This window comes from Pseudomonas libanensis, assembly GCF_001439685.1.
Classification (GTDB): domain Bacteria; phylum Pseudomonadota; class Gammaproteobacteria; order Pseudomonadales; family Pseudomonadaceae; genus Aquipseudomonas; species Aquipseudomonas libanensis.
This window is the reverse complement of record NZ_JYLH01000030.1, coordinates 1-26,073: the sequence shown is the minus strand read 5'-3', so window position 1 is coordinate 26,073 and position 26,073 is coordinate 1. Positions and strand designations below refer to the sequence as shown.

General features: G+C 60.9%; 17 protein-coding genes. 12 read left to right on the top strand and 5 right to left on the bottom strand.

Going from position 1 to position 26,073, the window contains the following annotated elements; genetic code table 11:
- The first annotated feature begins 551 nt into the window (after positions 1-551).
- The 10 genes from TU73_RS27605 to TU73_RS27560 all read left to right on the top strand — a co-directional run bounded on the left by TU73_RS27605 (position 552) and on the right by TU73_RS27560 (position 13,705).
- On the top strand, positions 552-1,511 hold the full coding sequence (locus TU73_RS27605) for an AAA family ATPase (protein WP_046068397.1): 960 nt from the start codon (positions 552-554) through the stop codon (positions 1,509-1,511).
- A 5-nt stretch (positions 1,512-1,516) separates the two neighbouring features.
- A complete protein-coding gene (locus TU73_RS27600) occupies positions 1,517-2,446 on the top strand; it encodes a DUF58 domain-containing protein (RefSeq protein WP_057014814.1) in 930 nt (309 codons plus the stop codon).
- The gene (locus TU73_RS27595; protein ID WP_057014813.1) at positions 2,446-2,940 is read left to right on the top strand and encodes a DUF4381 domain-containing protein; all 495 of its coding nucleotides are present in this window, start codon (positions 2,446-2,448) and stop codon (positions 2,938-2,940) included. The genes TU73_RS27600 and TU73_RS27595 overlap by 1 nt, the downstream gene beginning before the upstream one ends.
- On the top strand, positions 2,933-4,021 hold the full coding sequence (locus TU73_RS27590; RefSeq protein WP_057014812.1) for a vWA domain-containing protein: 1,089 nt from the start codon (positions 2,933-2,935) through the stop codon (positions 4,019-4,021). The genes TU73_RS27595 and TU73_RS27590 overlap by 8 nt, the downstream gene beginning before the upstream one ends.
- Complete coding sequence (locus TU73_RS27585; protein ID WP_057014811.1) at positions 4,018-5,757, top strand: tetratricopeptide repeat protein; 1,740 nt, start codon at positions 4,018-4,020, stop codon at positions 5,755-5,757. The genes TU73_RS27590 and TU73_RS27585 overlap by 4 nt, the downstream gene beginning before the upstream one ends.
- Positions 5,754-7,394 (top strand): BatD family protein, encoded by a 1,641-nt coding sequence (locus TU73_RS27580; RefSeq protein ID WP_057014810.1) that lies wholly within the window; start codon positions 5,754-5,756, stop codon positions 7,392-7,394. Before TU73_RS27585 ends, TU73_RS27580 begins: the two co-directional genes overlap by 4 nt.
- A 452-nt stretch (positions 7,395-7,846) precedes the next feature.
- Positions 7,847-8,098, top strand: coding sequence for a DUF6124 family protein (locus TU73_RS27575; RefSeq protein WP_057014809.1), 252 nt, complete (start codon positions 7,847-7,849; stop codon positions 8,096-8,098).
- A 140-nt stretch (positions 8,099-8,238) separates the two neighbouring features.
- Entirely contained in the window at positions 8,239-9,480 is a 1,242-nt protein-coding gene (locus TU73_RS27570; protein WP_057014808.1) for an exonuclease SbcCD subunit D C-terminal domain-containing protein, read from the top strand.
- Positions 9,477-13,115 (top strand): AAA family ATPase, encoded by a 3,639-nt coding sequence (locus TU73_RS27565; protein ID WP_057014807.1) that lies wholly within the window; start codon positions 9,477-9,479, stop codon positions 13,113-13,115. Before TU73_RS27570 ends, TU73_RS27565 begins: the two co-directional genes overlap by 4 nt.
- Positions 13,112-13,705, top strand: coding sequence for a glutathione S-transferase (locus TU73_RS27560; RefSeq protein ID WP_057014806.1), 594 nt, complete (start codon positions 13,112-13,114; stop codon positions 13,703-13,705). Before TU73_RS27565 ends, TU73_RS27560 begins: the two co-directional genes overlap by 4 nt.
- 46 nt (positions 13,706-13,751) lie before the next feature.
- Here TU73_RS27560 and TU73_RS27555 read toward each other — a convergent pair whose 3' ends face one another.
- The 3 genes from TU73_RS27555 to TU73_RS27545 all read right to left on the bottom strand — a co-directional run bounded on the left by TU73_RS27555 (position 13,752) and on the right by TU73_RS27545 (position 15,546).
- On the bottom strand, positions 13,752-13,931 hold the full coding sequence (locus TU73_RS27555) for a hypothetical protein (protein ID WP_043050891.1): 180 nt from the start codon (positions 13,929-13,931) through the stop codon (positions 13,752-13,754).
- A gap of 156 nt (positions 13,932-14,087) precedes the next feature.
- A complete protein-coding gene (locus tag TU73_RS27550) occupies positions 14,088-15,263 on the bottom strand; it encodes a lactonase family protein (RefSeq protein ID WP_057014805.1) in 1,176 nt (391 codons plus the stop codon).
- Positions 15,250-15,546, bottom strand: a complete 297-nt coding sequence (locus tag TU73_RS27545) for a DUF5629 family protein (RefSeq protein ID WP_057014804.1) — start codon at positions 15,544-15,546, stop codon at positions 15,250-15,252. The genes TU73_RS27550 and TU73_RS27545 overlap by 14 nt, the downstream gene beginning before the upstream one ends.
- Positions 15,547-15,836: 290 nt before the next feature.
- Here TU73_RS27545 and TU73_RS27540 point away from each other — a divergent pair, with 290 nt between their 5' ends.
- The gene (locus tag TU73_RS27540) at positions 15,837-20,945 is read left to right on the top strand and encodes a dermonecrotic toxin domain-containing protein (RefSeq protein WP_231984787.1); all 5,109 of its coding nucleotides are present in this window, start codon (positions 15,837-15,839) and stop codon (positions 20,943-20,945) included.
- A gap of 55 nt (positions 20,946-21,000) precedes the next feature.
- On the opposite strand, the gene TU73_RS27535 is transcribed toward TU73_RS27540, so the two are convergent.
- Both TU73_RS27535 and TU73_RS27530 read right to left on the bottom strand, forming a co-directional pair.
- The gene (locus TU73_RS27535; RefSeq protein WP_057014803.1) at positions 21,001-23,376 is read right to left on the bottom strand and encodes an efflux RND transporter permease subunit; all 2,376 of its coding nucleotides are present in this window, start codon (positions 23,374-23,376) and stop codon (positions 21,001-21,003) included.
- Positions 23,377-23,392: 16 nt separating this feature from the next.
- Positions 23,393-24,433, bottom strand: a complete 1,041-nt coding sequence (locus TU73_RS27530; protein ID WP_057014802.1) for a WD40/YVTN/BNR-like repeat-containing protein — start codon at positions 24,431-24,433, stop codon at positions 23,393-23,395.
- 331 nt (positions 24,434-24,764) lie between these two features.
- On the opposite strand from TU73_RS27530, the gene TU73_RS27525 reads away from it, so the two are divergent.
- On the top strand, positions 24,765-25,880 hold the full coding sequence (locus tag TU73_RS27525; RefSeq protein WP_057014801.1) for a Gfo/Idh/MocA family protein: 1,116 nt from the start codon (positions 24,765-24,767) through the stop codon (positions 25,878-25,880).
- Positions 25,881-26,073 lie beyond the last annotated feature (193 nt).

The window sequence follows — 26,073 nt, the reverse complement described above, 5'->3', positions numbered from 1 at the left end:
GAAGCAGCATCTTGAGCAATGCGGCTTTACGTTCGGGTGAATAGTACTTCACAAGCTGTCTCTTTCCGCCCTCGGTATGCTTTTGGGGGTAAACCAGGAGAGGCGACAACTATCCTGACACCGGGGGCCCCACCACTCGGCACCTCGCCTAGGCTCGGTGTGCCCGTAATCCGCCAGTGATTTGGGGGGCCGCCGCCCCGCGCCATCCATGGCGCGGGGCGGCTAAACCGGCATCCCTGCCGGTTTACCCCCCAAATCCCTGTCGAATTCCGGCCAGCGTGGTTTAACGGGGCGCCTGAGATCAAGATCAAGAGCGGCTCGCTTCGCATCGTGGTTACCGTTGAGCGCTACAGAGTTGTGTAGATACCTATGGCCATCGGGGGCAAGCCCTTCCCACATTGGCCGTGTTCCCACACAAAAACCCTACAAGTTTTTCTGAAAATACCCGTGACGTCGTTAGTCGCCACCCCCTTCGATGCATTAAAGTAATGCCTCCCAAGCCTGGCGCTCGCGCTCGACCCTCAGGCTCATCTTTCCAGGAACCGTCATCGATGGAACATCGTGAAGCGCTGCTCGCGCTGCGAACCTTTCTTTCTACGCAGATTCTCGGCCAGGAAAAACTCATCGATCGCCTGCTGATCGCCCTGCTCGCCGACGGCCACATGCTGGTCGAAGGCGCACCCGGGCTGGCCAAGACCAAGGCGATCAAGGAGTTGGCCGAAGGCATCGAAGCGCAGTTCCATCGTATCCAGTTCACCCCCGACCTGTTGCCGGCCGACATCACCGGCACTGAGATCTATCGTCCAGAGACCGGCAGCTTCGTGTTCCAGCAGGGGCCGATCTTCCACAATCTGGTATTGGCCGACGAAATCAACCGGGCGCCGGCCAAAGTCCAGTCGGCGTTGCTCGAAGCCATGGCCGAACGCCAGGTCAGCGTGGGCCGCAGCACCTATGAGCTGTCGCCATTGTTTCTGGTGATGGCCACCCAGAACCCCATCGAGCAGGAAGGCACCTACCCGTTGCCCGAAGCCCAGCTCGACCGTTTCCTGATGCACGTCAAGATCGGCTTCCCGGACGCCGCCGTCGAACGGCGCATCTTGCAACAGGCCCGCGGCGAAGCACTCAATGGCGAAACCAAGCCCGAGCGCCGTGTCAGCCAGCAGGCGATCTTCGCCGCGCGCAAGGAAATCCTCGGCCTGTACATGGCCGATGCGGTGGAGGAATACCTGGTGCAACTGGTGATGGCCACGCGCACCCCGGCCAAGTTCGACGCGGAAATGGCCGAGTGGATTGCCTATGGCGCCAGCCCCCGTGGCTCCATCGCCCTGGACCGTTGCGCCCGCGCCCATGCCTGGCTGGCCGGTCGTGACTTCGTGAGCCCGGAAGATATCCAGGCGGTGTTGTTCGACGTCCTGCGCCACCGCATCATCCTGTCGTTCGAGGCCGAAGCCGCCGGGGTTGACCAGGACCGCGTAGTGCAACGCATTCTTGACGTTGTTGCCGTCGCTTGAAGTCGATGAACGCAGGCGATGGTATCCGCGTAACCCTCAGTGAACTGATTGAGATGCGCCACCACGTGCGTGAAGTGCAGTTGTTTTCCACGCCGGGCCAGCGCAGCCCATTGATCGGCCTGCATCATTCCAAGCTGCGCGGGCGCGGTGTCGACTTCGACCAGGTGCGTGTGTACCAGGCCGGCGACGACGTACGCACCATCGACTGGCGCGTCACGGCGCGCACCCAGGAGCCGCACACCAAGTTGTTCCACGAAGAACGCGAACGGCCGATCTTCATCATGGTCGAGCAGAGCTGCCGGCTGTTTTTCGGCTCGGGGCAGATGTTCAAGTCGGTGCTCGCCGCCCAGGCCGCCAGCCTGATCGGCTGGGCGGCGCTGGGGCATAACGACCGGGTCGGCGGCCTGGTATTCGGTGACAGCGAGCACTACGAGATCAAGCCCCGGCGCAGCAAGCAAAGCCTGCTGCAGTTGCTCAACCGCCTGGTGCGGGTCAACCAGAGCCTGAACACCGAAAGCCGCCCGGAGGCCGACGCCCTGGGCATGGCCCTGCGCCGTGGCCGCGAGGTGCTGCGCCCGGGCAGCCTGGGGATTGTGATCTGCGATGAACGCGCACTGACCGAAGGCGCCGAGCAGCAGCTGAGCCTGCTGTCGCGCCATTGCGACCTGCTGTTGCTGCCGATCTCCGACCCACTGGACCACGCCCTGCCCGCAGCAGGGCTGCTGCGTTTTGCCGAACGTGGCGCGCAATTGGAGCTGGACACGCTGAACATCGACTTGCGCCAGGCCTACAAGGCCCAGGCCGAGGCCCGTATCGCCCGCTGGGAGCGGCTCGCGCAGAAATTGCGCGTGCTGCTGATGCCCTTGAGCACCCAGAGTGAAATGGTCGAGCAACTGCGCGAATACCTCAACCCGCAACGCCCGGTTAAAAAATAATGAACAGCCTGGACCAATTGCAACCGCTGATTGCCCCGCCAGCCATTGGTTTCTGGCCACCTGCGCCGGGCTGGTGGCTGTTGCTGCTGGTGATCCCACTGCTCGGTTGGGGCCTGTGGTCGTTGCGTCACTTGCTGCCGACCCGCCGCCCCGTGGCCCGCGCCGAACAACCGCTGGACCCGTTGCGCATCGCCGCCCTGGCTGAGCTGGCGCTGATGCCCAAGCCTTACGACGGCGCCCCCGCCGGCGCTTGGCTGCAGCAACTCAACGGCCTGCTCAAGCGCCTGTGTCGCAACGACTACCCTTACAGCCAGAGCCACACCCTCAACGGGCGCAAATGGCTGGCCTTCCTGGATAACCGCTGCCCTGCGGCCGGCCTGACGCGCTGGATGGTGCTGGTGGAAGGCGCCTACAAACCCGAATGCAAACTCGATGACAAAGCCATCGCCGGCCTGACCCAGGCCGTCGACACCTGGATTCGCAAACATGTTTGAGTTCGCCTGGCCGTGGATCTTCGCCCTGTTGCCTTTGCCCTGGTTGATGCGCCTGGTGCTGCCGGTGGCCGACAGCGGCGAGCCGGCGTTGAAAGTCAGTTACCTCAGCGACCTCGAAGGCCTGGCCCGCCGTCGCGCCCGCGCCAACCTGCCCGGCTGGCGCCAGCAAGCCCCCTTCGTGGTGCTGTGGCTGCTGCTGCTGACCGCCGCCGCCCGCCCGCAATGGCTTGGCGAACCCTTGCCGATTGCCGCCAGTGGCCGGGATCTGCTGGTGGCGGTCGACGTGTCCGGCTCGATGGACTTCCCCGACATGCGTTGGCAGGGCGAAGACGTGAGTCGCTTGTCCCTGGTCAAGCACCTGCTCGGGGACTTTCTGCAAGAGCGTGAAGGTGACCGCGTGGGCCTGATCCTCTTCGGCAGCCAAGCCTATCTGCAGGCACCGCTGACCTTCGACCGACGCACGGTGCGCACCTGGCTGGACGAAGCGCGCATCGGCATTGCCGGCAAGAACACCGCCATCGGCGATGCCATCGGCCTGGCCCTCAAGCGTCTGCGCCAGCGTCCGGCGCAAAGTCGTGTGCTGATCCTGATCACTGATGGCGCCAATAACGCCGGGCAGATCGACCCGTTGACGGCGGCGCGCCTGGCGGCCGAAGAAGGGGTAAAAATCTACCCGATCGGCATCGGTGCCGACCCCGAGCAAACCGGTTCATTGGGCATCCTCGGCGTGAACCCGAGTCTGGACCTCGACGAGCCGGCGCTCAAAGCCTTGGCCGAAGCCACTGGCGGTCAATATTTCCGCGCCCATGACGGCGAGGAGCTGCAGCAGATCAAGGAGACGCTCGACACCCTGGAGCCCGTCGAACAACAACCGACACAAGCGCGCCCGGCCCACGCGTTGTACAGCGCCCCGTTGGCCCTGGCGCTGATCTTGAGCCTGTTGCTGGTGATCCAGGAGCGTTGGCCGAACAACGCTTTACAACGCTGGTTCAACAAGCTGTCGAGCAAGGGGATTTTTCTGCAACAACATCCTGAATGGCGCCAGCGCCTGCAGCGCCTGCGTTTGCGGAGGCGCCGATGATCGCCCTGTGGCCGCATTGGTTGCGCCCGTGGTGGCTGTTGCTGTTGCCGCTGCTTGGCTGGTTACTGTGGCAGTTGTGGCACCGGCAAAAACGCGCCGGGCGCTGGCAGATGATCCTGCCGCCGGCCTTCCATGCCGTATTGCTCAGTGGTGGCAACGGTCGCGAGAGCAAATCGCCCTGGGTGGTGCTCGGCATTGCCTGGCTGTTGGCCGTACTGGCGCTGCTTGGCCCCAGTTGGCAACGGGTGGAACAGTCCAGCCAGAAACCCTCCGACCCGTTGGTGGTACTGCTGGAGCTGACCCCGGAAATGCTCGCCACCGACAGCCCGCCCAACCGCCTGGAGCAGGCGCGGCGCAAGCTGTATGACTTGTTGCAAGCGCGCAGCGATGCGCAAACCGCGATCGTCGTATATGCCGGCAGCGCCCACACCCTGGTGCCGCTCTCGGATGACCTGGCCACCAGCCGCAACCTGCTCGAAGCCCTGCGCCCCTCGATCATGCCCGAGCCCGGCCACCGTGCCGACCTGGCGGTTGAAAAGGCCATGGGCCTGCTCAAGCAAGGCGGCCTGGGCCAGGGGCGCCTGCTGCTGGTCGGTTCCTCGCTGTCGAAACAGGAACGCCAAGGCATCCGCCTGCAACTGCAAAGTGCCCAGGCACCGCCCTTGTCGATCCTCGGCATCGGCAGCCGCGAAGGCACGCCAGTGACCCAGGAAAGCGGCGAGTTCCTCAAGGACGACCAGGGCGCGATCCTGGTGCCGCGCCTCGACAGCCCGACCCTCAAGGCCTTCGCCAGTGAAATGGGTGGCCGCTACCGTGCGGCGCGCCTGGATGACAAGGACCTGCGCCAGCTCGGCCTGCTCGACAACGCACAAGCCCTGCGCAACGACGGCCAGTTACTGCTCCTGGATACCTGGGCCGACCAGGGTTACTGGCTGCTCCTGCCGCTGCTGCTGCTGGCTGCCTGCGCCGGCCGGCGCGGCTGGCTGTTCTGCTTGCCGTTGCTGCTGTTGGGCGCGCCGCAGCCCAGCTATGCCTTTGAACTGCAAGACCTGTGGCTGCGCCCCGACCAGCAAGGCCAGTACCTGCTCAAGCACAAGCGCCCGGCCGAAGCCGCCGAACGCTTCCAGGACCCGCAATGGCAAGGCGTGGCGCTGTACGAAGCGGGCAACTACGCCGAGGCCATTAAACGTTTTGCCCAGGGCAGCGACGCCTATTCCCACTACAATCGTGGCAATGCCCTGGCCAAGGCCGGTGAACTGGAAGCCGCCATTGACGCTTATGAACAGGCCCTGGAAGCCCAGCCCGACCTGCAACCGGCGCTGAAAAACAAAGCCCTGGTTGAAACGCTGATGCAGGCGCAAGCGCAGCCCGAACCGGACCAACCAACAAAAAACGCAGATGACGAAACCGCCCAACCCGGCCAAACTGCGCAACCGGGCGCCAGCGGGCAAACGGCCCAGGGCGGCGAACAGTCCTCCCAAGGCCAGGGCGAAGCCGGCACTGGTGAGACCCAGGCCGGCGCCACGCCACAGCCAGGCGGTAATGAAGTGCCGGGCAGCGAACTGGGCGACGAGCGCACCACCACGCCGCCCCTGCGCCCAACCGATACCCGCCTTGAAGGCGAGCGCCGCCAGGCCCTGGAGCAATGGCTGCAAGAGATTCCGGACAACCCCGGCGAGCTGCTGCGGCGCAAATTCTGGTACGAACAGCAACAACATCAGGACACGACTCGATGAGCCGCCGCACCACCCTCCTGCTTCTGCTTGCGATGTCGGCAGGCCACGCCCAGGCGGCTAACCTGGTCGCCAGCGTTGACCGCAGCCGCCTCAACTCCGGGGAAACGGTGGAGCTGACGGTGGAATCCAGCGACGTGACCCAGTTCGGCAAGCCGGACCTGTCGCCCCTGGATGCGCAGTTCGAAGTCAGCGGCACCCGCCAGATCAACCAACTCACCACCCTGGGCGGCGATAACCACGCCACCACCCGCTGGATCATCACCCTGCTGCCCAAAGAAAACGGCACGGTGATCATTCCGCCGCTGCAAGTCGGCGCACTCAAGACCCAGCCGATCACCCTGCAAGTGGTGGAAACCGCCAGCCAGAACACCAGCGCCGAACTGGCCCCGGTGTTTATCGAAGCCAATCTCGACCAAACCAGCGTGTACGTCCAGGCCCAGGCGCTATTGACCGTGCGCGTATACCACTCGGTATCGCTGTATGACGACAGCAGCCTGACGCCGTTGCAGATTCCCGATGCCCGCGTCGAGCAACTGGGCGAGTCGCGCACCTATGAAAAGGTCATCAACAGCATCCGCCATGGCGTGATCGAGACCCGCTACGCCCTCTACCCGCAACACAGCGGCACCCTGATGATCCCGGCGCAGACCTTCAGCGCCACGCTGGTGGAGTCGCGCCCGGCCCAGGAAAACACGCTGCAGGGCACCAAGCCGGGCAAGATGATTCACGTCAGCTCCGCGGCCCTGCCCTTGACGATCAAGCCCAAGCCGGACCTCTACCCGGCCGACGCGCCATGGCTACCGGCACGCAATCTGACCCTGAGCGAAGGCTGGAACCCCACGCCGGACCATGTACAAGTCGGCGATTCACTGACGCGCAGCCTCACCGTCGAGGCCGAAGGCCTGTCCAGCGCGCAGTTGCCGGCGCTGCCCAGCACTGAAGTCAATGGCCTGCGCCGCTATCCCGATCAACCGGTACTCGGTAACCAGACCAGCGACCGCGGCCTGACCGGCAGCCGTGAAGACCGCGAAGCCCTGGTCCCAACCCGCGCCGGCGCCCTGGAACTGCCGTCGGTTGAAGTGGTGTGGTGGAACACCCACGAAGACCACCTGGAGCGCACCAGCCTGCCGGCGCGCACCGTGCAAGTGGCGGTTAACCCAAGCCTGGTGGTGGATACACCTGCCACACCGACCATCATCACCGCCCCCGACGATGAGCGCCTGTGGCAGTGGCAACTGAGCACGCTGCTCCTGGCCTGCACCACCCTGCTGGGCTTTGGCCTGTGGTGGCGCGCACGCCGGCAACCGGCGGTACAACGCGCCGCGCAAACCGGCCCCAGCCCACGCACCCTGCTCGACGACCTCAAGCGCGCCACCCAGGCCAACGACCCTCATGCTACCCGCCAGGCCCTCGACGCCTGGGCAAGGCAACAACCCGAAACCCTGGCCGACATGGCCGCACGGTTTGTGCCGCTGTCAGATGCCTTGGACGGGTTGAACGGCGCGCTGTACAGCGAAAGCGGTCAGTACTGGCTGGGTGATGACCTGTGGCGGGCGATCAAGGCCATCCCTGTGGCTGAACGCGAGCAAGACCCGGCGACCGACACCACCAGTTTGCCGCCGTTGTATCCGAAATAACCCAAGGTCCCTGACACTTCCCAAATCAACTGTGGGAGGGGGCCCCCGATGACGGTGGGTCAGCCAGCGTATCAGTGACTGACCCACCGCCATCGAGGGCAAGCCCTCTCCCACATTTGCCCTGCGTCGCCTGCTGGACATGCATTGTTAAAGGCCAGCAATCCATATCCCTTTAATTTGCAGGACGTTTCCTAGACAATCCTTTGGCCTTGCGCCTGCTCAACTCACTGGCTAGCCTTCGCTTCGTCGCTGCATATCAGCGATCGGGTGTGGAAACCCGGGAATGAGTAGGTGTCATGATCGTATGCAAACGCTCAATGGCGGCTGTGCGCGGGCAGACTTCGGTCTGACTGGGTCCTACTCCCCGGTTTCCACCCCGCGTATGGCTGCCACCTAATCTGCCGTGTGGAAACGGCACGGGATGGCGCCCCAACTGAGTAGGAGCTGTATCCATGAGCAAAATCGTCCCCGATCCACCCTATGCCGTTTTTGTCGCCCACGAAGACCTGAGCTTCGAAGATGCCATCGCCAGCATCTCCTCGCTACTGCGCTGCGCTGCCACCACGGCCACCGAAACCGCCGAAGGCCTCAAAGGCGCCCAGCATGATATGGCTTGCTCCACCGCTCACCTGATCGACATGGCCCGCACCCTCGCCGACCGCGCACTGGATTGCCTGCAACCCAACCCCACTAACACCCCGTAACCCCTGAAGGAGCGAGCTTGCTCGCTCCTACAAAAAGCCATCAGGGCTGGCCCGCCCACCGTTGATCGCGTCGGCCATGAGTCCACGCGCACTTTTACAGGTAAACTCCCCTCCTTTTCATCTTCTCCACGGAGTTCGCCTTGCGTCTGTTCCACACCTCCGACTGGCACCTGGGCCAAAACCTCCACGGCCAGGAACGCGACTTCGAACATGCCTGTTTCCTTGAGTGGCTGCTGGGCCAACTCAACGCCCAGCGCCCGGATGTGCTGTTGATCGCCGGCGATATCTTCGACACGGTCAACCCGCCGCTCAAGGCCCAGGAGCGCCTGTATGACTTCATCATCAGCGCCCACGAACAAAACCCGAAACTGACCATTGTGATGATCGCCGGTAACCATGACTCCGGTTCGCGTATCGAATTGCCCGCGCCGCTGATGCGCCGCCTGCGCACCCACGCCCTGGGCCGGGTATTGTGGCTGGACGACGGCCAGTTGGATGCCGAACGCCTGCTGATCCCCTTGCCGGATGCCAAAGGCAAGATCGCCGCCTGGTGCCTGGCGCTGCCCTTCCTGCGCCCGGCGGAAGTCACCGGTGCACAGCTGGGCGATGATTACCTGCGCGGCATCGGCCAAGTGCATGAATGGCTGATCGCGGCCGCCAATGCCAAGCGCAACAAAGGCCAAGCGTTGATAGCCATCAGCCATGCGCACATGGCCGGTGGGTCGGTATCCGAAGACTCCGAACGCAGCCTGATCATCGGCAATGCCGAGGCACTGCCCGCCACACTGTTCGACCGAAGCGTGGCGTATGTGGCTCTCGGCCATTTACACAAGCCGCAAAAGGTCAATGGCGAAGAGCGCATTCGCTACAGCGGCTCGCCGATTCCACTGTCGTTTTCCGAGATCAGCTACAAGCATCAGGTACTCGACGTGATGTTCCAGGGCGAACGGCTGGTCAGCGTCGAACCGTTACTGATTCCGCGCTCCGTCAACCTGCAACGCCTGGAAGCCGCGCCCCTGGCCGAGATCCTTAAGCAACTGGCCGAGTTGCCGGACATCGACCTGCTGGCCGAAACCCAGCGCCACCCCTGGCTGGAAGTGCGCGTGCGCCTCGACGAGCCGCAACCCGACCTGCGTCAGCAGATCGAAACCGCCCTGCAAGGCAAGGCCGTGCGCCTGGTGCGCATCGCCGCCGAATACGCCGGCCAGCGCGGCAACACTGAAACCGACGACGAGCGCTTGATCGAACTCGACCAGCTCACGCCCCAGGAACTGTTCAGCCGCGCCTGGCAGGACAGCTATGGCAGTGAAGTGGATGAACAGACCTTGAAAGACTTCGCCGTGCTGCTCCAGGAAGTACAACAAGCGGGTGAACAGCCATGAAGATCCTTGCCATCCGCCTGAAAAACCTCGCCTCCCTGGCCGGCCCGTTCGAGATCGACTTTACCGCCGAGCCCCTGGCCAGTGCGGGCCTGTTCGCGATCACCGGGCCGACCGGTGCCGGTAAAAGTACTCTGCTCGATGCGTTGTGCCTGGCACTGTTTGGCGCGGTGCCGCGCCTGGGCGATACCGGCCAGGCGAAGATGCCGGATGCCGACACTGACATCTCCATCGGTGACCCGCGCACCCTGATTCGCCGCGGTACCGGTGGTGGCTACACCGAGGTGGATTTCGTCGGCGTCAGCGGCCGTCGCTATCGCGCGCGCTGGGAAGCCAACCGCGCCCGCGACAAGGCCAGCGGCAAGTTGCAGAACAGCCGGCAAAGCCTGATCGACCTGGACAGCGAGCAACTGCTGGCCAGCCAGAAAACCGAATACAAGACCCAGCTGGAACTGGCCTTGGGCCTGAACTTCGAGCAGTTCACCCGTGCGGTATTGCTGGCGCAAAGCGAGTTCAGCGCTTTTCTCAAGGCCAATGACAATGAGCGCAGCGAACTGCTGGAAAAGCTCACCGACACCGCGCTGTACACCCAGCTTGGCCGCCGTGCCTTCGACAAGGCCAAGGACGCCAAGGACGCCCACAAACAGCTGCAGGACCAGGCCACCGGCGTAGTGCCCCTGGCCGCCGAAGCCCGCGCCGAGCTGGATCAACAACTGAACGAAGCCCAGCAACTGCTCAAGACCCGGCAGGCCCAGCTCAAGCAACTGGAGTTGCAGCACACCTGGCTCAAGGAGCTGCGTGAATGGCAGGAGCGCCAGCTCAGCGCCGTCGAACAGTTGCAACAAGCCCAGCAACACTGGGACAGCCAAGGCCCGCAGCGCCAGGACCTGAGTCGCCTCGACCAGCTGGCGCCGCAACGCCATCACTTCTTGCGCCAGGCAGAACTCGCCACCTTGCTGACGCCGCTCGCCACGCAGATTCAGCAGCACCTCGATCAGCAAGTCGCCCTGCATAGCCGTCAGGAACAGGCGCAACAGCAGCAACTGGCCGCCCACGCGGCATTGGCCCAAGCCCTGAAAAACCAGGCCGACGCCGCACCCTTGCTGCGCCAGGCCGTGGAAGAACAAAACACCCTCGCCCACCTGACCCGGGAACTGGCCAAGCGCGCCGAGGAAAAACAGCAGCACGCAAGCGCCTGCGTCGAAGGCCAGGCCCAGCTCGAGGGTTTGCAAGAAAAGCAGGCCCAAGTCGCCGAGCGCCTGCAACGCCTGACCGCCGAGCTTGAGCACAGCGCCGCTCTCGCCCCCTTGAGTGAGGCCTGGAACGCCTACCGCGACCGCCTGCAACAGCTGGTGTTGGTCGGCAATCGCCTCAACAAAGGCCAGACCGAACTGCCGCAGCTCGAACAGCGTGCCAACACGGCCGACGCACAGTTCACCCAACAGCGTGAAGCTCTGAACCTGCTCTACCAGGAAGCCGGTGCCGAACCCCAGGCGGTGGCCGAACAGATCCAGTTGCTGGCCAGCCTGCTGCAGGACAATCGCAAGCAACAGCGCGCCTTCGAAGACCTGGCACGCTTGTGGGACAGCCAGCAACAGCTGGATCAACAGGCTGCCACGCTGACGCAGAAACTCACCGACGCTGCGCAACGACGTGAGCAGCTGAACCAGGCTGGCCTGCAAACCAAGGCCGAACTCAGTGTTGCCGAGCAAGCCTTGTCGGTGACCAAGCAACTGTTGGAGCGCCAACGCCTGGCCCGCAGTGCCAGCGTCGAGGAACTACGCGGGCAGTTGCAGGATGACCAACCCTGCCCGGTATGCGGCAGCCACGAGCATCCGTTTCACCAGCCCGAAGCCCTGTTGCAAAGCCTCGGTCGCCATGATGAAAACGAAGAAGCCACGGCACAGAAAGCCGTCGACAGCCTCAAGGAAAAACTCACGGAGTTGCGCGGTGAGGTCGGCGGCCTGATCGCCGAACAAAAGGAATTCCTGCGCCAACAGGAGCAGCTGGCTACACAGCAACAGGGCCTGGCACTAAGTCTGCAAGCCCATTCGCTGTCCGCTTCGCTGTTCAATCAGGACGTCGCCCAGCGCAGCACCTGGCTGGCCCAACAATTGGCACAGCTGACCCAAAGCATCAGCCAGGACGAACAGCGCCAAAGCGCCCTGCTCAACCTGCAACAAAATGCCGGGCGCTTGCAGCAACAACTGCAAGCGGCCCAGGACGCCAGCCAGCAAGCCCGGCAATTGCTGCTGGACCAGCAGCGTGAACTGGCCAACGACCGCGAACGCCTCGACGCAGAACTCAACGCCTTCGCCGGCCTGTTGCCCGCCGACACCCTGGAAGGCTTGCGCAGCGACCCCGCGACGACCTTCATGCGCCTCGACCAACAGGTCAGCCAGCGCCTGGAACAGTTGAGCCATCAGCGTGATGAACTGGCCGAGCAGCAAGAGCGCCAACAAGCCATCGAGAAACAACAGACCCACCAGCAACACCGTCAGCAGCAACTCGACGCCCTGAATTTGCAGGTCAACGAGTTGGCGGCGCAGCAACAGGTGATCCAGGAAAAACTCAGCGCCTTGTTGGGTGACCGCCCCAGCGCCGAACACTGGCAACAACAGCTGGAACAGAGCATCGAGCAGTCCCGCCAGGCCGAGCATGATGCCAACCAGCAACTGCACGCCATGCACACGGCCCTGGTGCAGGTGGCAGCGGACCTCAAGGCCCTGCAGGAACGCCAGCAAGCACTGCAAGCTGAGCAACACAACCTGGCCACGCGCGTCACCGAGTGGCGCGCCCTGCACCCTGAACTGGATGACGACGGCCTGACACGCTTGCTCGCCTTCGATGAAGCCCAGCTCGCGCAACTGCGCGAGCAACTGCACGGCAGCGAAAAAGCCGTCGAGCAGGCCAAGGTACTGCTGCAAGAGCGTGAACAACGCCTGGCCGAACACCAGGCGTTGCACAACGGCAATCTGGACGCCGAGCAATTGGACAACAGCCTTGCGACGCTGAATCTGCAACTGGCCGACGGAGAGAAACACTGCGCGGAACTGCGCGCACGTCAATCTGAAGACCAGCGTCGCCAGGACGCCAACCAGGCCCTCACCGAACAGATCACCAAGGCTTACGAAGAGTGGCAACGCTGGGCGCGCCTGAATGCGCTGATCGGCTCGGCCACCGGCGACACCTTCCGCAAGATCGCCCAGGCCTATAACCTCGATTTGCTGGTGCACCACGCCAACGTGCAACTGCGCCAACTGGTGCGCCGCTACCGGCTTAAACGTGGCGGCAGCATGCTCGGGCTGCTGGTGATGGATACGGAGATGGGCGACGAACTGCGCTCGGTGCACTCGCTGTCGGGTGGCGAAACCTTCCTGGTGTCGTTGGCGCTGGCTCTGGGCCTGGCGTCCATGGCGTCGAGTACCTTGAAGATCGAATCGCTGTTTATCGACGAAGGTTTCGGCAGCCTTGACCCCGAGTCGCTGCAATTGGCCATGGACGCCCTGGACGGCTTGCAGGCCCAGGGTCGCAAGGTTGCGGTGATCTCCCACGTACAGGAAATGCACGAACGCATCCCGGTGCAGATCCAGGTCAAGCGCCAGGGTAATGGCTTGAGTACTTTGGAGGTCAAGTGAGCGAGGCGCTGCTGTATTCGTTCCGGCGTTGCCCCTATGCGATGCGGGCACGCCTGGCGTTGCGTTATTCAGGCGTGGCGGTGCGCATTGTCGAAGTCAGCCTGAAAGCCAAGCCGGCCGAGATGCTGGCGCTGTCGCCCAAGGGTACGGTGCCGGTGTTGAGCGTGGAGGGTCGAGTGCTCGAAGAAAGCCTGGACATCATGCAATGGGCCCTGGCACAGCACGATCCTGATGATTGGCTGCTTGAGGGCAACCCTGCGGTATTGGCGCTGATAACCGAGAATGATCAGGCGTTCAAACATCACTTGAATCGATACAAGTATGCCGAGCGCTACCCGGAGCAGCCGATGGAACATTATCGCGCAGAGGGTGGGCTGTTCTTGCACAAACTGGAGGATTTGCTGACGAACCGGGAGTACTTGCTCGCCGAGCACATGAGTCTGGCGGATGTGGCGCTGGCGCCATTTGTACGGCAGTTTGCTCATGTGGATCGAGAGTGGTTTGCGGCTACGCCCTATCGGCGGTTGCAGGCTTGGTTGCAACGGTTTGTTGAGTCACCGCTATTTATTGCAGTAATGGCAAAATCTTAAACCAGCACAATCAAACTGTGGGAGGGGGCTTGCCCCCTCCCATTCATTAAGCCTGGGTCTTGTGATCCAGCGCGGCATAGAAGTTGGCGCTCTGTTGCAGGTATTTCTGGGTGTAGGCGGTAACGCTGGATTTTTTGCCGGTGACTTCCACGCTGGCAGCGGCTGGCAATGCCACGGTGGCGGAAACAGCGGAAGCAGCGATGATGGAGAAGAGATTCAAGTTCATGGCGGTAACCCTTGGGTTCGTTTGGTTGAGTGGCCGATGGAGGCCTTGGAACCCAACTTACGCCCGAGGGTTGGACCTTAGAAATGCTTTGAAACAGTAGCTGCTATCAATGCAATTAATACAAAGGCTCAGGCCCCGCAGTGCGGGGCCTGTGGCTTATTGACGCACCAGAAACTTGATGTCGCTGGGCGCATCGATCGGCAACTTCTGCACGGTTTTACCCAGCAGGCCGGTCTTGGGGTCGCGTTCCATCACCACGATTTCATTGCTTTTCTGGTTAGCGGTGAGCAGGAACTTGCCGCTGGGGTCGAGGCTGAACTCGCGCGGGTGATCACCTTCGACGGAGCGGCGCTGAACTTCCTTGAGGTGCGCGGTGGCCGGATCGATGCTGAACACCAGCAACTGATTGGCCGTGCCACGGTTGCTTACATAGAGGAACTTGCCATCGCTTGAAGCATGCAACGCGGCACCGGCCTTGTCGGATACCGGTTGGCCGGCGGCATAGTCCAGCAACTGGGTTTGCGTGAGCTTACCGTCGTTGTAGTCGAACACGGCGACCTGGGCGCTCATCTCGGTAGTCAACCAGGCGTGCTTGCCGTCAGCGCTGAACAGCAGGTGGCGCGGGCCACTGCCCGGCGGCAACTGCACCGAAGGCGGGTTCGCGGGGGTCAGCGGCAGTTCGTGATTGGCCTTGGGGTCGTATTGATAGACAAACACCTTGTCCGCCCCCAAATCTTGCACGAATACATACTTGCCATCCGGCGACGACACCACCGAATGCACATGATTGGAGGCCTGGCGCTCAGGGTTCACCCGGCTGGCCGGGTGCCCGCTCAACTGCACCGGTGCCGACAGCTTGCCCTCGCCGTCTACCGGCAGGATCGCCAGGCTGCCGCCCGGGTCTTCCAGCACCGAATAATTGGCGACGAACAGGTGGCGGCCATCGGCGGCGACGCTGGAATGGGTCGGCTCATTGCCCAGGCTCTGTACCTGATTGATCAGGGTGAGCTGATAGTTCTTTGGGTCGATGCGGTAGCTGCTGACACGGCCGACCGGGTCTTTCTGGCCCGGGCCGTTCTCGTTGACCACAAACAGGTACTTCTGGTCCTGGGAAACCGTCAACCACGAGGGGTTGGCCGTCTTGGCAGCCAGTACGGGCTGGCCGCTGAACTGGCCGGTGCGGCTGTCAAACTGCAGCCGGTAGATCCCTTCGCTGGTACCGGCGGTGTAGCTGCCCACCAGCAGTTCATAGGTGTCAGCCGGTGCAGCCTGCACCGACATGGCACCGACGCTGCCCGCCATCAACAGGGGCCAGAATTTACGCATCAACATCGCCTTGATCCTCATCGTTGTTGTTGCCGGTGAAGGCGCTCATGCAGATCAGGCGGTGCTCGCCCGAATCACCGGTCAGGGTCCAGCTTTTCAGAGTGTCGTCAAACCTGGCCGCCTGGACCTGGGCCAGGTTGAATGCCCAGCGTTTTTCAGCACGGCCGTCCATGGCGGTGATCAGCAGCTTTTCGGCGTCAAGCGTGAAGTCAAAGGCGTGCAGGCCATCGATTTCAAGCATGTCGCAGGTGTCAAGGACGGTCGTGAGGGTCGCAGTTTCGGCGGTCATAACATCAGTCGTTCAGAGGAAAGACCTCATGATAGGTCAAATTGTTGCATCAACCTAAACCCCTGCTTTCAACCCTTCGGGTCATTTACATGCTGCGATAATTACCGCACCCCGCTTGAGCCCGCGCCGCATCGGCATTTGCCGGCGATACATCACTTTCGGAAACAGTTGATTATCCACTGTCCATTTCATGGTTAAGCGCTGGTCGGTAGTTTCCGCTCACCTGTTCGCTCAATGCGCCCAGGGTTAAATCGCTACGCCGAGCACGATCTCAACGACAAGGAAGCTATATGATGATCCATGGAAATTACCCTAACCGCCTTTTTGACCACACCTTGAGCCCTTTACCGCTTGCGCCCGTTACCCGCAAGCCGGATGAAGTGTCCGAAACAACCCTTGGCAGCCACTCCGACGCTTCACCCCAAACAGGCCGCGACCCATCACTGCGCAGACGCCGGCGCGATACCACCGTTCATTACGATGTATCGACGGGGTCGTCATCGCTCAGATCCGGCTTGACCTTTGTGCCACTGAACCCGTCGCCTGGCGCTACGATTTCAACTCTGCAGCCCGCTACCGACGCCACCGCCAACACGGTCGCGCACCAATTCGCTGGCCGGCCCACGCTTCGCTCAGTGGTGTCGAACTTACTCAGCGACGCCATCAAAAACCTGTACCCCACCTTGGCGTTTGACCCTGAATACACAGCGCTGGCCGAACCCATTTCCAACAATCCCCCTCAATATTGCTTGACCCCTTTGCTGGACCTGGCCCTGGAACACCTGATCCGCGACGGCGAGCTGGACTTTACCGATAGACACTCACTGGCTTGCACGCTGATTGATCAAGCCACGGGCCATACGCTCAAGCCGGGTCCCTTGGCGGGAGCGCTGGTGCCGGGCATCGATATGCAGGCCATTGAACTGATCATCCGCAGCCTGCGAACCACGCTCAAGAGCGGGTTCGAACAAGCGCTGGTTCGCCATTTCACCGGCAACGCCTATTCCGCCCAAAACACCCTCGGCGCTGAGACAAGCCGTTGGCTATGGCTCAGTGACACACTCAGGGCCACCCTCAGAACCGCTGCGTTGAAACAGCCAGGGCTCACTGAATTGCAACGCCAAACCCTCGATCAGGTCGCAACCTACCCGGATAGTGCGCAGCGCCAAGCTGCACATGGCAACGCTGCGGCCAAGGTGTTTATCCTCGATACCACCGTAAGCCACGGCGCCACTCAATACGCTCAGTTCAGCCCTGACCTGTTAATCACACGAGAGGTCGCCGGTCGTACGCAGGTGCTGCATACAACCCCTGCTGGGGTCGTGACACCGTACGACTCATTACAGGCATTCGGCCAAGCCTGGGGGCGAAACCTGGAGAAAGCATTTGTCTTCGACAGCCTTGACTGGAAGCGCCAGGAGCCCGACGCGAACATTTTTGATACACAAGCCGCACTCATCCTCAATGCCATGGTGGAAAACGTGGCGTCCATTGATCTTCCGACGTCGGGTACGCTTGATCAGCTGGAACAGGCATTTTCCCAGGCAAGCGACCCGAGCCCCTGGTTTACCGGCGCCTATGCTGCGAATGCTGCGGAGGTTGGGCGGCTGCTTGATAATTTGCCAGCCTGGCTCAAAAACGCCAACGAAGCGGAACGCGACGCCTATCGGCATCACTCACTGGCACTGGCCAGTAGCGTCAAACGCAACAACGGCCGTACGTTCCTCGACGGTATCCCCGATATCCGCGCCTATACCGAGCAACAGCTGGACGAGCAATTGTCCGGTAAGGGTTACACGGCCAAGGATGTGGAAGTGGTGTTCAAGGTTGCCGTAGGTAACCTGGGCAGCGGCTACATCGAACGGGTGAAGATGAGCCTGGTCGACATGGCCCTGGAAAACCTCGCAGGCTTGCCCAAAGGGCAGATGGAGGTTCATCTGCGAGGTCAACCGGTCAGCGACCCGCAAATGCCGCAAATGCTCAAGGACCTGATCAACCGCGTTGATATCGGTCAGCACTACCCACAACTGTTGAAGCGCGAACTTCTCAGCGACACCGAGCCATCTCGGGATCGGGCTGCGCGCTTTGTCGAACAGGTGCCGATCCAGCTCGCCATGCAGGCGCTGGAACTCAAACTCAAGGGCGAGGCCGGCATCAGCACCCAAGGTTATCGTTTTATTGAGGCGATCATCCAGCCTGGCACGGGCAGCAAACAGGTAGACGGACAAGAGATCACCGTGCGCCCCCTGGCATTTGTACGCAAGCAGGGGGCCACACCGGACCAGGTCGACAATATGTTTTTGATCGAGCCGCTGAACGCCACCAGCGGCCCGCATCTGCTCTATCGTGCGCAGATGAAGCCTGCCTTGCTCGAGTTTGCCAGCCGCGAGGCACTGCTGGAGGCCATCCGCCAGCCTGGTCCGTTGCAAGAAAGCGTTCTGGCCTGGTTGAAGGATGACCGGGCCCGAGCGGTCTATGGCAATGGAGGTTTTCGCACGCCGAATATTTCACGCTACTCCGTATTCAATGAGTTCGACCCGCCCACCACGCCCAAGCCCACGACCCTTGCGGTCGACGGTTATGCGGGCGCCACCGCGCTACGCCAGGACCTGCTCAACGGCGATTTGATGAAGCATTGGTTCCACTCCAACGCGAACAGCCTGATCACCCTGGCAGAAGGCCAATCTTCCTCCGACGCTGAAAGCCGCTGGGCCTCGCACAAGGAGCTCGGCTGGCTGTTGTTCAACACGTTGCTGCCGGTATTGCGTGGGCCCGGGGCGATGGCAGGTTGGTTATTGCAATTGGCCAACAGCGAAGAAGACATCAAGCGGCTCGCCACACCAAACGACCCGGACCCGACTTCGGCGGTGATCGACCTGCTGATCAATTTGGGCATGACGCTGACCCATGCTCCGACCGGCGAGCCTGGCAAGCCAGCGCAGTCCTTTGAACACTTCAAGCAGGACGCCCATTCCGACAGCCTCGGCCCGCGCCCTCGCGACAGCAATCAGCCAATAACACGCCAGGCTGTGATCCATCAGGACCCAACGCCTCCCACCTTTGGCAATTTTGGCGGCGACGGTACGGCCATCGATATCCGATTATCCAGCCCCCGTGGCTTGACGCCAAGCCTGCTTGCGTACATCGACTCGTTCAAAGTAACGGCACCGACCGCCCCTGGGTCGCCCATCGCCGAAGGTATCAAGAAAGGTCTGTACCGAGTGAACGACAAGTTGTACGCCAGTATCGACAATCACTGGTATCGCGTAGCTATCGACCTGGACGGCCCTTTCGTTATTGATGAACAGAACAAGGTACGTACGGCGCCGCCAATACAACGCGATACCCAGGGTCGTTGGTATTTTGACGTCGCCCCCAAGCTCAAGGGCGGAATGCTGAAAAACAAGAACCCGCAGGAGCGGGTCACAGCAGACCTGCAAGCGCAGAAACAAGTAAAAACGACCTACAAGCGCAGCTTCCGGGAAGCGAGCAAATTGGCAGAATCCCATGCAACCAAACTCGATAAGATCAAAACCAGCCTCTCCGAATACGAGACCGCTCGAAAAAAGCTCAAGACGCTTCGCAACCTATCCAGAAGTGAGGATGCGGCACAGCGATTTCTTGCGCCCTATCTGGAACAGCGCCAGGTCACCGAGGCGCTCAAGAGTAACCTGGACCAGCAACTCCAGGCGCTCAAGCCGCTGACACAAGCCCTCAAGGCGGCCAGCGAAAAAACCATTGAAATTATTGCACCCAAAAAAATCGGCGGGATCGACGACTCGTCCCAATTCAAACAGGACCGCTCTGCCATATACGAAGGCATCCTGCACGCCCTGATTGAAATAGATAATGTTTACACGGCTCTGTTCAACGACGCCCGCCACACTGGAGTGGACGGCGACTCGCTGGAGGCGTTGATGCGTCAGTCCAATAACGGCTCCAGGATCGCTTACGATGAGTCAATGGAAGTGTCCGAAGTGGCCTATCACGCTACTGAACATCTATTGGCGTCGAGGCAGGCGGTCAGTGATGCATTTGATCAGTGGAAGAAAGACTCCCCCTTTGGTAATAAAAAAGCTGAGGAGTACATCAAAGAGCGCTACACCGCCCCTCCCGCCGCCAGAGTACTGACAGCAAAACTGAACAGGATGTCGTTCCTCAAGCTAATGACCACAACATGGCCAGCTCGCAGCGCAGAGGCAACCAATCGCCTGCAAATGAAACGCTACCTGACGGAATCCCTGAAAAGCGAAATAGCCGCTTTCAATGATCTGCGCCAATACACCGGCTACACCTTGAGCGAGCGCAATGCCACACTGACTACCATAATCACTAAATACAAACAGGTATTAAGCGATAGCGTCCTTATGCAGGAGGAGTATCCGGAGCTCTTTCGGGCGCAATACCACCAACATTTCACCGAGGTGCTCAATGAGCTCATCGCCGAAGCAGAAGCCGAGTTGGTCCAGGTCGTCGAAGAAGAGCAGTTTCTTATTCCAGCAGCGCCCGCACGCAGCGACCAACAGACCAGACCGCGTAATCAACGCGTGTTCAAGACCGAACACAAGGAGACCTTGCTCGGCACCCTACGCGCCCCGGAACCCGGTCAGACTTTTGATATTGTCGATGTGCTCGATCCACAAAGCGGCCAACCCGTGGCGAGCTACAGCGACCACTCGAATGTGGATGGTCGTGGATGGGTAAGAATCATCCCTGCTGAGCCCGTACAAACGACCCAAGAGTCTTCCCCCACGAAGTCCTTGGCGAACTACAAGAGAGAGGTACAAGCGCTGATAGATGGCACAGTCAATATCGAGCGTTCAATTCGCTTCCAGAAGACCAAGCTTGCCGATCCGCTGCGACGCGACAACCTCTCCCCCAAGGATTGGTATGACATGCTGCAGGCACCGGCCAACCAACTCAAAGTAATGGCCGAGCAGGCCGAAGCCAGCCATCACGCCAAGCCTGAAACGGCCGAATTGGTTGCACGATGGCGAGCCACCGCTGAAGAGTTGTTGCACAAAGCCCGCCAACATGCGGCGGACGGCTATCTGGTTCAGCCGCCGACTGCGGAAAATGTAGACTTCTTGTGGCGCAATGGTTTTGTCGATATCAATTTGGTGAAGCGGGACACGCCTACAGAGAGTGGTGATTTCTTCACCGAATACTCCGTTCGCCAAAAAGGCCAGGAAAAACCGATATGGTACGCCCACTTTCACTACCCAAAGGCAAACTGGCCACACGCCGATTACACAGCCGCGCATCTGAAAATCGCATCCCAGCGGCTCAAAACTCAGAAAGATTTGATTCGCGAGGCAGGAAAAAACGGCACCGTGGAGAAGATAATCAGAGCCAGGATCACAGCGCCTCTGGATGAGAAGTTGTTCCTGACATTGTGAACCTAAGCCTTAAGCGCAGTAAAAAGCCGCACTCCGTGCGGCTTTTTTCGTTGGCTCAGTGGGCAAACAACGAATTGCCCTTCTGCCCCGCCAGCTTCTCCGGCTTGATCAGGAACCGCGCCAGGGCCGGCAGCAGCCACAGTGCGCCAAACATGTTCCACAGCAACATGAACGTCAACATCAGGCCCATGTCGGCCTGGAACTTGATGGCCGAGAAGATCCAGGTGCACACGCCGATGGCCAGGCACAAGCCGGTGAACAGCACGGCCTTGCCGGTGGATTTCAACGTCTGGTAGTACGCCTCTTGCAGCGGCAAGCCGGCACGCAGGAAACTTTCCAGGCGGCTGTAGATGTAGATGCCGTAGTCCACGCCAATCCCCACGCCCAGGGCCACTACCGGCAAGGTCGCAACCTTGACGCCGATCCCCATGAACGCCATCAGTGCGTTGCCCAGTACCGAGGTCAATACCAGCGGCAGCACGATGCACAGGGTCGCCGCCCAGGAGCGGAAGGTGATCATGCACATGGTCGCTACGCACAGGTACACCAGGATCAGGATGATCAGCTCCGACTCCTTGATCACCTCATTGGTGGCCGCTTCGATCCCGGCATTGCCGGCGGCGAGAATAAACTCCAGGCCGTCCTTGTTGTTGTCCTTGGCGAAGTCCTGCACCGCATGCACGGCGCGGTCGAGGGTTTCGGCCTTGTGATCGTTGAGGAACACCAGCACCGGCGCCAGGGAGCAATTGTTGTTGTACAGGCCATCGGCGCGGGCGATGGAATTATTGAGCACGTCCGGGTTACGCGACAGGGTTTCCCATTTCAGGTTGCCTTCGTTCATGCCCTTGATCATCTGCTTGGACACGGTCACCAACGAGATCGCCGACTGTACGCCCTCGGTGTTCTGCATCTTCCACATCAACTGGTCGATGGGCGCCATGGCTTCGTAGCGCGAGCAGCCTTCGGCACGGGTCTTGACCATCACCACCAGCACGTCGGAACTGGTGGAGTAATTGCTGATGATGAAATTGTTATCTTTGTTGTAGCGCGAGTCCGGGCGCAGTTCCGGAGCACCTTGGTCAAGGTCGCCGATCTTCAGGTTCTGGCTGTACCAGAGACCGCCGCCAAAGGCGATCAGCGCCAGGAAAATCGAAACCGGCGCGACCTTCGGACTGGCGAATTTGGACAGCAGGCGCCAGAAACGGTGTTCGCGATGTGCATCCTTTTTGCTGCGCTCAATCGCGCGTTTACTGATACCCACGTAGGAGATCGCCACCGGCAGCAGGATCAGGTTGGTAAACACGATCACTGCCACACCGATGGAAGCACCGATGGCCAGCTCGCGGATCACGCCGATATCGATGATCAGCAGCGTGATAAAGCCGACCGCATCAGCGAGGATCGCGATCATCCCCGGCAGGAACAACTGGCGGAAGGTACGCCGTGCGGCGGTCAGGGCGTTATCGGCGTCACTGGATTGCAGGGCGATGCCGTTGATCTTCTGCACGCCGTGGGAAATACCGATGGCGAAGATCAGGAACGGCACCAGCATTGAGTAAGGGTCCAACCCGAAGCCGACCGCGTGCATCAAGCCCAACTGCCAGACCACCGCCACCAGGGTGGTGATCAACACGGCGATGGTGCTGCGGATGCACCAAGTGAACCAGTAGAGCAGCACCAAGGTGATCATGAAGGCGATGCCAAAGAACAGCACCACCATGATCAAGCCATCGATCAGGTCGCCGACTTTCTTGGCGAAACCGACGATGTGGATTTTCACATTAGGGTTTTGCGCCTCGAACTTGTTGCGGATCTTGTCCTCAAGCTCATGGGAAAACTTCTGGTAGTCCAAGGCCAGCAACTTGCCCTGGTCCTGCGGGTCGGGGTAGGACTCCAGCAGCGGGATATCAACGATACTCGACTTGAAGTCGTTGGCCACCAGACGCCCGACCTGGCCGGACTTGAGCACGTTGTTACGCAGCTGGTCGAGGCTTTGCGGCGAGCCGTTGTAGCTCTGCGGGATGACTTCGCCACCGGCAAAGCCTTCTTCGGTCACTTCGGTCCAGCGTACGCTGGGGCTCCACAATGATTTGAGGCCCGAGCGATCGACGCCGGAGATGTAGAACACCTCGTCGTTGATCTGCCGCAGGGTCTCCATGTACTCCTTCGTGAAGATGTCGCCGTCCTTGGCCTCCACCGAGATACGCACGGTATTGCCCAGGTTGGCCAGGTCGTTGCGGTGCTCCATCATCTTTTCGATGAAAGGGTGCTTGAGGGGGATCATCTTTTCAAAGCTGGTGGACGGGCGAATCAAGGTCGCCTGCCAGAACAGGAATACGCTCACCAGCAGGCAGATGACGATCACCGCCGGGCGATTGTTGAAGATCAGGCGCTCAAGAAAGGTCGCTTTATCGTTGTGATGACTGCTCATGCGTTCCCCGCCCTTATTATTGTTTTACGAGTTCGGCGCCAGCGGGCGTGGCGACACGAACGCCGCCCTGCCCGACCAGAATCAGGTTGCCGTTGCCTGCGGCCGTGACCGCCGAGAGTGAAATCCGGTCCGGGCGATTGAATACGCTGAACGTCTGGCCGTCGTCATGACTGACCACCACGCTGCCGCCGTTGCCGACGACGACAATGGAGCCATCATCGAGCAACGTCGCCCCAGACAAGCCGAACTCCAACGCACCGCGTGTGGCATTGAGCTCGACCTGATCCCAGGTGCTGCCAAAATCGGTGGAGCGATACAGGTTGCCGCGCAAACCGTAGGCCAGCAGGGTCTGTGGCTGCGCCGTGCTGATCACGCCAAACAGCGAGCCTTCATAGGGGCCTTCGAGTTTTTCCCAGGTCTGGCCGTCGTCGCTGGAGCGGAACATGCTGCCTTGCTCACCGACGATAAACAGGCCGGCGTCCTTGACCGAGGCGATGGCGTTGAGGTGGAACTGGTCTTCGTTATCGAGACGGTCACTGACGTCGTTCCAGGACGTCCCGCCGTCGGTGGTTTCGATCAGCGCACCATAGGCGCCCACGGCCAGGCCATGGTTGGCATCGTTGAACCACACATCGAGCAACGGGGCTTCGCGCTTGAGGTCTTGATATTGCTGGGTCCAGGTAGCACCGCCATCGGCACTGGCAAGGATTTGCGCATCATGGCCGACGGCCCAACCGTGCTTGTCATCGACGAAAAACACCGCCGTGAGCAGTTGCCGGGTAGGTACCTTGGCTTGGGTCCAGGTGTTGCCCTGGTCATCGGAATAGAGGATATGCCCGCGATCGCCGACCGCCACCAGGCGCTTGCCTGCGTGGACTACATCGATCATCAGGCCTTTGGCAGCCTTGGGGGATTCAATCGCAAACACCGCGGCAGCGGTGGAATCGCTGGCAGCCAGTACCGGCGTCGACAACACGGCACCGGCAAGCAGCGAGAGCGCTGTGGCCAGCAACGCAACCCTGCGTGCGGCGCGTGGGCGGCAAACAACCCAACCCATGACAGGCTCACTCATAGACCTTTCTCCCATTTATTATTGTTAGGTCGTCTCATCTTCCAGGGCCGTGAAACCTGCAATCTAGAGCGCCTGGAGTAAGCAGGGGCCATCCTATCGGGCTTTGGAATCGTCTGACAATCGGCGCTGCGTTATCTTTTGTTAACTGGCGGCATTTGGCCAGGGGTGAATATGGCTTTATCAGCACAAATGATGAGCCCAAGGCGCGTGGCCCACTTGCTGACGAGTAATGAATTTTTATTCCACCACTTGAATTAAACGAATATTTATTCCATTAATAGGCTTCCTGAAAACAATAATCCAAAGGACCACGGCGATGCGTGAACTCGGAATCGGCTTGATCGGCACAGGCTTCATGGGCCGCGCCCACGCGCTGGCGTTCAATAACGCGCGGACGGTGTTTGAACTGCCGGTGCACCTCAAGCTGGCCGCCTTGGCCGATGCCGACACCGAGCGCGCCCAGCGCTGTGCCACGGCTTGGGGCTTTGACCAGGCTCATGGCAACTGGCAAGCACTGATCGACGACCCCAAGGTCGACGTCGTCGCCATCACCACCCCCAACCATCTGCACTATCCCATGGCCATGGCCGCAATCGCGGCAGGCAAGGCGGTATATTGCGAGAAACCCCTGGCCGTCAGCCTCGAGCAAGCCGACGCCATGCGCCGCGCCGCCAGTGCTGCCGGGGTGGTGACACGGGTCGGCTACAATTACCAGCACAACCCGATGATCGTGCTGGCAAAGCAGATGATTGCCAAGGGCGACCTCGGCGAGATCATCAGCTTCCAGGGTGAATTCAGCGAGGACTTCATGGCCGACCCGAGCTCCCCCTGGTCGTGGCGTTGTGAAGTCGAGCACGCCGGTGGTGCCCTGGCCGACCTGGGCAGTCATCTACTGTCGATGGCGCGCTATCTGGTCGGTGATGTGGTCAGTGTGTGTGCCGATACCCAGACCGTCCACGCTCAACGGCCCGTCACCCAGGGCAGCAGCGCTTTGAAACCGATTGCCGTGGATGACCAGGTGCATGCCCTGCTGCGCTTTGCCAACGGTGCCCGCGGCACGGTAAGCAGCAGTTGGCTCAAGCACGGTTACAAGAATCACCTGGGCTTTGAGATCAGCGGTACCAAGGGCACCTTGGCGTTCGACCAGGAACGCTTGAATGAACTGCGCCTGTACCGCATCGGCCAGGATGGCTTTCAACGCGTACTCGCAGGCCCCGCCCTGCCCGGCTATGCCGCATTCAGCCCGGCGGCGGGGCACCAGTTGGGTTACAACGAGCTGAAGACGCTGGAGGTGCAGGAGTTGATCATGGCCCTGGCTGGCCAGGGTGCGGATGGAACGGACTTCGAGGCCGCGTGGGAAGTTGAGCGGTTAGCGACGGCGATTCGCGTGGCGGCTCGCGAAGAACGCTGGGTCAACGTGAACTCGGTTTGAAAAGGGCTGGCTCCCGTGACGGCCTCACAGCCACCAGGTAACCAACTGATGCGCCGCGAGACAAATGTGGGAGCAACTGTCTTATTGGATTCAATTCAGAAGTCATTTTCATAGGCAGCAAAGCTTCCACAGCTTTAGGCCGTGCAATGCTGAAGGAAATTGCTGCTACCGAGCTAATCGGTGCGCTCTTTCC

Coding starts and splice junctions, on each gene's coding strand:
- TU73_RS27575 (WP_057014809.1), top strand. CDS start 7,847: ATGAGCAAAATCGTCCCCGATCCACCCTATGCCGTTTTTGTCGCCCAC.
- TU73_RS27540 (WP_231984787.1), top strand. CDS start 15,837: ATGATGATCCATGGAAATTACCCTAACCGCCTTTTTGACCACACCTTG.
- TU73_RS27580 (WP_057014810.1), top strand. CDS start 5,754: ATGAGCCGCCGCACCACCCTCCTGCTTCTGCTTGCGATGTCGGCAGGC.
- TU73_RS27595 (WP_057014813.1), top strand. CDS start 2,446: ATGAACAGCCTGGACCAATTGCAACCGCTGATTGCCCCGCCAGCCATT.
- TU73_RS27530 (WP_057014802.1), bottom strand. CDS start 24,433: ATGGGTTGGGTTGTTTGCCGCCCACGCGCCGCACGCAGGGTTGCGTTG.
- TU73_RS27565 (WP_057014807.1), top strand. CDS start 9,477: ATGAAGATCCTTGCCATCCGCCTGAAAAACCTCGCCTCCCTGGCCGGC.
- TU73_RS27600 (WP_057014814.1), top strand. CDS start 1,517: ATGAACGCAGGCGATGGTATCCGCGTAACCCTCAGTGAACTGATTGAG.
- TU73_RS27525 (WP_057014801.1), top strand. CDS start 24,765: ATGCGTGAACTCGGAATCGGCTTGATCGGCACAGGCTTCATGGGCCGC.
- TU73_RS27585 (WP_057014811.1), top strand. CDS start 4,018: ATGATCGCCCTGTGGCCGCATTGGTTGCGCCCGTGGTGGCTGTTGCTG.
- TU73_RS27550 (WP_057014805.1), bottom strand. CDS start 15,263: ATGTTGATGCGTAAATTCTGGCCCCTGTTGATGGCGGGCAGCGTCGGT.
- TU73_RS27545 (WP_057014804.1), bottom strand. CDS start 15,546: ATGACCGCCGAAACTGCGACCCTCACGACCGTCCTTGACACCTGCGAC.
- TU73_RS27555 (WP_043050891.1), bottom strand. CDS start 13,931: ATGAACTTGAATCTCTTCTCCATCATCGCTGCTTCCGCTGTTTCCGCC.
- TU73_RS27535 (WP_057014803.1), bottom strand. CDS start 23,376: ATGAGCAGTCATCACAACGATAAAGCGACCTTTCTTGAGCGCCTGATC.
- TU73_RS27590 (WP_057014812.1), top strand. CDS start 2,933: ATGTTTGAGTTCGCCTGGCCGTGGATCTTCGCCCTGTTGCCTTTGCCC.
- TU73_RS27605 (WP_046068397.1), top strand. CDS start 552: ATGGAACATCGTGAAGCGCTGCTCGCGCTGCGAACCTTTCTTTCTACG.